4 protein-coding genes and 2 pseudogenes are annotated in these 6892 nt (G+C 66.1%); 1 reads left to right on the forward strand and 5 read right to left on the reverse strand.

What is annotated here, in order from left to right:
* Nucleotides 1-119: 119 nt before the first annotated feature.
* The 4 genes and pseudogenes from RM423_RS23635 to RM423_RS23655 all read right to left on the reverse strand — a co-directional run.
* A pseudogene (locus tag RM423_RS23635) lies at nt 120-1091 on the reverse strand (acyl-CoA carboxylase subunit beta); the annotation flags it as partial.
* A gap of 50 nt (nt 1092-1141) precedes the next feature.
* Nucleotides 1142-2404: a ketosynthase chain-length factor gene (locus tag RM423_RS23640; RefSeq protein ID WP_396327850.1), complete on the reverse strand. Its 1263-nt coding sequence runs from the start codon at nt 2402-2404 to the stop codon at nt 1142-1144.
* Between the two features lie 5 nt (nt 2405-2409).
* Nucleotides 2410-3677, reverse strand: a pseudogene (locus tag RM423_RS23645) (beta-ketoacyl-[acyl-carrier-protein] synthase family protein).
* A 105-nt stretch (nt 3678-3782) separates the two neighbouring features.
* On the reverse strand, nt 3783-4979 hold the full coding sequence (locus RM423_RS23655; protein ID WP_311425500.1) for an acyl-CoA dehydrogenase family protein: 1197 nt from the start codon (nt 4977-4979) through the stop codon (nt 3783-3785).
* A 327-nt stretch (nt 4980-5306) separates the two neighbouring features.
* On the opposite strand from RM423_RS23655, the gene RM423_RS23660 reads away from it, so the two are divergent.
* Nucleotides 5307-6257 (forward strand): MBL fold metallo-hydrolase, encoded by a 951-nt coding sequence (locus RM423_RS23660; protein ID WP_311425501.1) that lies wholly within the window; start codon nt 5307-5309, stop codon nt 6255-6257.
* Here RM423_RS23660 and RM423_RS23665 read toward each other — a convergent pair.
* Complete coding sequence (locus RM423_RS23665; protein WP_311425502.1) at nt 6199-6696, reverse strand: nuclear transport factor 2 family protein; 498 nt, start codon at nt 6694-6696, stop codon at nt 6199-6201. The two genes, RM423_RS23660 and RM423_RS23665, sit on opposite strands and share 59 nt — an antisense overlap.
* Nucleotides 6697-6892 lie beyond the last annotated feature (196 nt).

The following is a 6892-nucleotide window of genomic DNA, read 5'->3' on the forward strand; positions in this document are numbered from 1 at the left end:
CAGCGACGGCGTCCGCGTCCAACGGGTCAACTCGGCGCGGTCCTCAGCGGGCATCTGCACGGCAACAGTCAACGACATACACCATGCTACCGCGAGGTACAGCTACTTCATTCACGCAACACTAGCTCCTCCAGCACTAAGCGCATGTCATAGATTCTGTTCGCTTCGACGGGAACGATCTCCGCGAGGCGCTCGGTGCGCCGCTCAGACGGATCGGCTGTCGGGTTGACGGCCGGCGTCTCGTTGCTGCTGGCCGGCAGAAGCGACAGCAGGTAACGCACCTCGCTGAGGCAGTCGACCTCGTTGTCATGGACGAACGCCGCCACACCGGACCGCTCGGCGTGCACGTCGGCTCCACCGAGCTGATTGTGAGTCATCACCTCACCGGTCACCGCGGCAACGACGTCCGGGCCGGTGATGAACATCTGCGAGATCTCGCGCACCATGAAGACGAAGTCCGTGAGTGCCGGCGAGTACGCGGCTCCTCCAGCGCACGGGCCGAGGATGACGCTGATCTGCGGGATCACTCCGGAGTTGCGAACGTTGCGCTGGAAGATGCCGCCATAGCCTGCCAGGGCTGTGACACCTTCCTGGATTCGTGCGCCAGCACCGTCGCACAGACCTACGATCGGCGCTCCCGTGGAGTAGGCCAGGTCCATCACCTTGTGAATCTTCGCCGCGTGCGCTTCGCCCAGCGCGCCACCGAAGATCCTGAAGTCGTGCGCATAGGCGAATACGGTTCGTCCGTAAACCCGCCCCCACCCGACTACCACGCCATCGGTGTGAGGCTTGCGCCCATCCATGCCGAAACCGGTGCTGCGGTGCCGGCGCATGGCTTCGATCTCGGTGAACGTGCCCTCGTCGAAGAGCAAGGCCAGGCGCTCGCGTGCTGTCAGCTTGCCTTTGCCGTGCTGTACTTCGGTAGCCCTCTCGTCGGGGCCCGAGTGAACGCTATGACGAAGTAGCAGGAGGTGCTCCACCCTTTCCCGCATCTGAGCGGTCCGGGCCAGGGATGTCTTGGGCACCTGCCGGCCTGCCGGGACGCTATGCCGATGGCCGGAGTTGCGAGCCCGCTCGTCGACCGCGGTCATGGCTGAGCCCTGTGCCGCAGGCGGACAGCGCACCGGCCCAGCGTTCCTGGTCACAGCGCGCGCACCACGATCGCCGAGTTGAATCCGCCATAGCCGCGACCCAGCACCAGGACAGCTGCCAGGCCCGGCGCCGGCCTGGGCGTGTCGAGTACTAGGTCGAGCGCCTCGGGCCACCTGGGACGGGTGATGTTGATGGTGGGCGGAATGCATTCGTGCCGCATGGCCAGCAGCGCGGTAGCCACATCCAGCGGGCCGCCGCCTGAAGCCAACCGGCCTGTCATCGTCTTAGGAGCGGTGACCGGCACGCCACGAGCACCGAAGAGCGAGACCAGTGCACGCACCTCGTCCCGGTCACCGTCTGCCACACCTGAGGCGTCGGCGAACACTGCGCCGATCTGGCTCGGCTCCAGTCCGGCGTCGTGCAGAGCCATCTGAGCGGCTCGCAGGAGACCAGGTTCACCACCGGAGCCAGGGCGCGGGTCGAAGGTGGCCGCATAACCGGCTATCTCGCCATAGGCCCGGGCCCCACGAGCGGCCGCGACCTCGGCGTTCTCCATCACGAGAAGCGCGCCGCCCTCCCCCAGTACCTGGCCGTTGGCCCTCTGGTCGAAGGGAAGATAAGCAGCATCGGGCTCGTCGCTGGTCGACAGCCGGTTGCTCGCCATCTGCGCGACCCAACCCCACGGACACAGTGACCCGTCCACGGCGCCTGTGATGAGCAGCCCGGATCCCCTCCGCACCTGGCGCCGAGCCTGCGCGATGGCGTCCAAACCGCCGGCGTCGTCACTGACGAGTACGCCGCTGGGCCCGCGCAGGTTGTGCTTGATGGAGATCTGGCCACTGTTCACGGCATAGAACCAGGCGAAGGACTGGTAGGCGCTGACGTACTTGCTGCCGCTTCCCCAGAGTGCCTGCAGTTCGCGCTGGCCGAACTCGAAGCCTCCAGCTGAGCTCGCCGTCACCACGCCGGCTGAGAATTCGGGAAGCTCTGGTTCAGCCATGCCAGCGTCGGCCAGAGCCTCGACCGCCGCTACCAGGGACAGCTGCGTGACCCGGTCGGTTTGCGGAAGCAACCGGCTGGAAATATGAGCCTCGGCGTCGAAGTCAAGGATCTCCCCGCCCAGGACGACCGGATAGGAAGCGGTGTCGAACGAGGTGATCGGACCGATGGTTCCCCACCCGGCGAGCACCGACTGCCAGTAGTTCTGCGCACCGAAACCATTTGGCGCCACCACACCGATGCCCGTGATGACGGCCGAGGCGGTGCTCGCGGCGGAGGCTGTCCGGCTGCTCGAGCTTTCGAAAGACTTGATGGCGGTCACGGGCTACTTCCCTCCGGCTTGGTGAGCACCATCGCACTCTGGAAGCCGCCGAAGCCGCTTCCCACGGTGAGCACCGTGTCGACTGCGACCTCGCGTGCGGTCAACGGGACATAGTCCAGATCACATTCAGGATCGGGTTCGGTCAGGTTGGCGGTGGGCGGTACCACTCCGGTGGCTATCGAGAGCGCACAGGCAGCGATCTCCAGCGCGCCAACGGCGCCGAGCGAATGGCCGATCATGGACTTGATCGAACTGATCGGCACCTTGCGCGCGTGCTCACCGAGTGCCCGCTTGAAAGCTGCGGTCTCGTGCCGGTCGTTCTGCTTGGTCCCTGAACCATGAGCGTTGACGTAGTCGATGGCGTCAGGGTTGACCCGGGCTTCGTCGAGAGCGACCCGAATCGCCTCTGCCAGTTCACGGCCGTCCGGGCGCAGCCCGGTCATATGGTACGCATTGCACCGTGAGGCGAAGCCTGAGATCTCGGCGTAGGACCGGGCGCTCCTGGCTCGGGCACTCTCGTATTCCTCGAGGATGAAGACCGCGCAGCCCTCGCCCAGCACGAACCCGTTACGCGTGCGGTCGAACGGCCGGGAGGCATGCTCGGGGTCATCGTTACGCGGGGAGGTGGCCTTGATCGCGTCGAAGCAGGCGAGGGTGATCGGCGAGATCGGCGCCTCGGTGGCCCCGGCCACCATCACATCGGCCGAGCCCTCGCGAATCAACTCAACCGCATGACCGATCGAGTCCAGCCCGGAGGTGCACCCGGTGGAGATCACCGTCGCCGGGCCTTGAGCGCCGATCGACCACGCGACTTCGGCTGCGAACGAGCTGGGCACCATGTGGTCGTAAAGGTTGGGAATCGCGTACTCATGGTTCACCACCCACTTCGAGCCACTGTTGCTGACAATGGCGTACTCACGATCCAAACTCGTGGTGGCGCCGACCGCGCTCCCGATCGTCACACCGGTTCGATGCGGATCCAGCTGGGAGAGGTCCAGGCCACTATCGGCTGCAGCCTCCCGCGCGCTCACCACAGCGAATTGCGCCGCGCGATCCATCCGACGGCTCTCTGGATGTCCAAGCCCTCCTGGATGGGATCGAAGTCAGCTTCAGCGGCCAGCTGCGACCGGAACGGGCTTGGATCGAAATGGGTCACCCGCCTGGTGGCGGTCCGTCCCTCGGTCAGCAACGACCAGAATGACTTTACCCCGATGCCGCCGGGTGCAATCACGCCGATACCAGTGATGACAACTCTTCTTCGCACGACCGTTCCTTCCGTCAAGACGCGGGCAGCGATCACGCGTAGCACTTGATCCTTATGAAAGCTGCTATTCCTATATCCCTGCTGGAACTACCCTGGACCGGTCTGTCAGGGCGTCCGGCGCAACCACGGCAGCGTCTCAACCGGCGCCGCTTCAGGGGCGGTCATCCGGGCGAACGCAGCTGCGCCATAGGCGGCGCCCGCGGTCTCGAACTGCAGGCCGACGTGACCGGCGGCGCAGTGCACGTCTCGCCACGCTCGCTGCACCTGCCCCGTTTCGGCTTGTCCTCTCGCGCCCTCCGAGAGGAACAGCCGCTCCACCGCGCCAACCAAAAGTTCGGTGGCCAGCGTGTAGTCACGTCCGCATCGAGCCATCACCTCGGCATCCACCGGGCCGTGATCCGCGACCGACGCGACCCGATCGAGCAGCAGCGCCGCGGCGTCGATCTCCCCCGCCGATCGTGCCAGCGTCAGCTGGATGGTGGTGCGGTCGCGCATCAGCTTTCCGGTGGCGTCACGACGGGTGCTCATGCCCTCGGTCCACGCGGCGAGCGCTCCGCGGGCCGAGCCCAAGGCCGGCGCGGCGAAGGTCAAGCCGGCGAAGACCCTGATCAAGACGGTGTGACAGCGTGCCGTGGAATCGGGGCTCTTGCCAGCCTGCATGTCCGAGCGCAGGAAGCTACGACGAGCTGGCACGAACGCGGAGTCCAGGATGAGCGTGCTGCTTCCGGTTCCGCGCAAGCCCACGTTGAACCAGGTGTCCTCGATTTGGAAGTCCGAGCGGGGCACCGCGAAGAACCTCGGACCGAGGGTGTCCTCACCGCCGCTGGACGAGCCGCAGACAAGCGCCCAGTCGGCGTGATCGATGCCACTGGTGAAGGGCCACCTGCCCGAGACTCGCCATCCATCGGCCACCGGTTGAATCGAGCCACCGGGTACGAGCGCCCCGACGATCACCGAATCCGGTCCCCGATCCCAAAGCTCGTGCTGGCCTTCGAGCGGAAGGAAGGCGCCCATTCGTGCGGCGCTGGCGAAGACCGAGGCGCACCATGCCGCAGAGCCGCACGCCTCGCCCAAAGTCGCGATGGCCTGCGAGAAGTCGAGGAAGGTGCCGGCAGCGCCGCCCCACCGGGTTGGAACGAAGTGACGAACTATGCCGGCGTCGACGATCGCCTTGACGACCTGCGGCGACAGCCTGCGCTCCACTTCGGCAAGCTCGGCATATCGAGCGGCCTCCGCAGCCGCTAGGGTCAAAGCCAGCGGAGCCCAGTCCTGGGGGTCATCGGCAAGGATTTGCTCGGTCACCGCGATCACCTCTCAGTGCGTCGATGGATGAGGCCTGATCTCGGCATGAGAAGGAATCCGTTCGGGAACGTGCGCGACGATTGCTGTGCTGGGCAGCTCAGCGACTTCCGAACTCAGTCGATGCCATCGGGATAGCCGCTCGGCCAGTCTGGCGGGTCCTGCTCAAGCAGGTCTGGAGGCAGCCTGGACCTAGGCGACCATCACCGTCGTACCACGGGCGGATCGACCCGCTTCCAGCATGGCTACAGCGCGCTGGAGGAGCATCGGAACTAGCTGTGCGCCACGGTTGGAGGCGCTCGTGTCCCATCCTCTCCGCAAGGGAGCACCATGACCTTCCGCACCGCCGCACCGCGCGTCGAAGAGATCGCAGACGGTATCTACGCCTACCTGCAACCTGACGGCGGGTGGTGCCTGAACAACGCCGGCATCATCGTCGGCAGCTCCTCGACGGCCGTCATCGATACCGCGGCCACCGAGCAGCGGGCGCTGCAGCTGCACTCGGCGGTGATGAAGCTGAGCTCGCGCCGCCCGAACGTGGTGGTCAACACCCACTTCCACGGCGATCACACCTACGGAAACTTCGTCTTCGCACAGGATGCGACCATCGTGGCCCACGAAGACACCCGGGCCGACATGGCCGCAGCCGGCCTGCACATGCAAGGCCTCTGGCCCGATGTCGGCTGGGGCGCGATCGAGGTCGCGCTCCCGAGCCTGACGATCCGTGAGTCGAGCACCATGTACATCGGGGACATCCGGGCCGAGCTGATCACCTTCGGTCCTGCCCACACCCGTTCCGACATCGTGGTGTGGCTCCCCGATACCCGAGTCCTGTTCACCGGCGACCTGGTGATGTCGGGCGTCACACCGTTCCTGACGATGGGGTCGCTGTCCGGCTCGCTGGCGGCGGTGCGCCGGCTACGAAACCTGGACGCGGTCACCCTCGTCACCGGCCACGGCCCGGTCACAGATGCCTCGGTGCTCGACGTCACCGAGGGCTACCTGCGCTGGGCCAAGCAACTGGCCGAAGCCGGAATCGCTGCCGGCATCTCACCACTCGAGGTGGCCCGTGAGGCGGATCTGGGTAGCTACGCGGGTCTGCTGGATTCCGAGCGGCTAGTCGGCAACCTGCACCGCGCGTACGCGGAGGCCGGCGGTGCGGCCCTTGGCGCACCGCTGGATGTCGGCGCGATTTTCGACGACATCATCGCCTTTCACGGCATTACCGGCCTGTCAGGCTTGAGGCCGCCGGAACTGCCTTCACCGGAGAGTGCTCGGTGACGCGCCCGTCGTGCTCGACGTAGCGGTGCTTGACCAGCCACCGGCCGTCTTCGTTGGCCAGCACGTCGCGGTTGTCGGTGCTCACATAGACCTGCAGCGACTTCCCCCGAGGTGTGGCCATCGCCAGGGCGTAATAGCTGGTGTGCACCAGGCCGTCAGCCTGCGGAATGACCTCGAGCATGCCCAGCCAGTGCCGTCGCACCTTGGAGTCTGCCCGGATCTGCTCTACCCGCACGCGTGCCGCCACCGCGATCGCCGCGCGCCCGCGCAGTGGCGTGGCCACGTTCTGATGGAACACACCATCCTCGGTGAACGTGTTCGCCCAGGCTTCGGCCGAGCCGGAGTCCAACAACCGCATCTGCCGCGAGTAGAACTGCTGCACCTGGAAGTAGATCTGTGCCTCGGAGGAAAGGGCGTGGTCCGTATCCGGCGAGGTCATCGGCCCGCCTCGGTCACAGCAAGGCTACGCGAAGCCTGCCCGGCACACTGCTCGGCATAGTTCTTAGCAGGGCCTTCGCCCCGAAAAGTGGACACGCGATTTGATTGTTATGCGGCCGGTCGTAGCGTAGCCGCGGTGGTGGTGTTCTCGTAGGTGATCGGGCTGCGGTAGCCGCAGGCGGAGTGCCGGCGGCGGG

It is taken from the genome of Jatrophihabitans lederbergiae (assembly GCF_031845305.1).
In the GTDB taxonomy this organism is placed as follows: Bacteria; Actinomycetota; Actinomycetes; order Mycobacteriales; family Jatrophihabitantaceae; genus Jatrophihabitans_A; species Jatrophihabitans_A lederbergiae.

Excerpts from the sequence above, each read along its gene's own strand:
- RM423_RS23665 (WP_311425502.1), bottom strand. The coding sequence starts at position 6,696 with ATGACCTCGCCGGATACGGACCACGCCCTTTCCTCCGAGGCACAGATC.
- RM423_RS23660 (WP_311425501.1), top strand. The coding sequence starts at position 5,307 with ATGACCTTCCGCACCGCCGCACCGCGCGTCGAAGAGATCGCAGACGGT.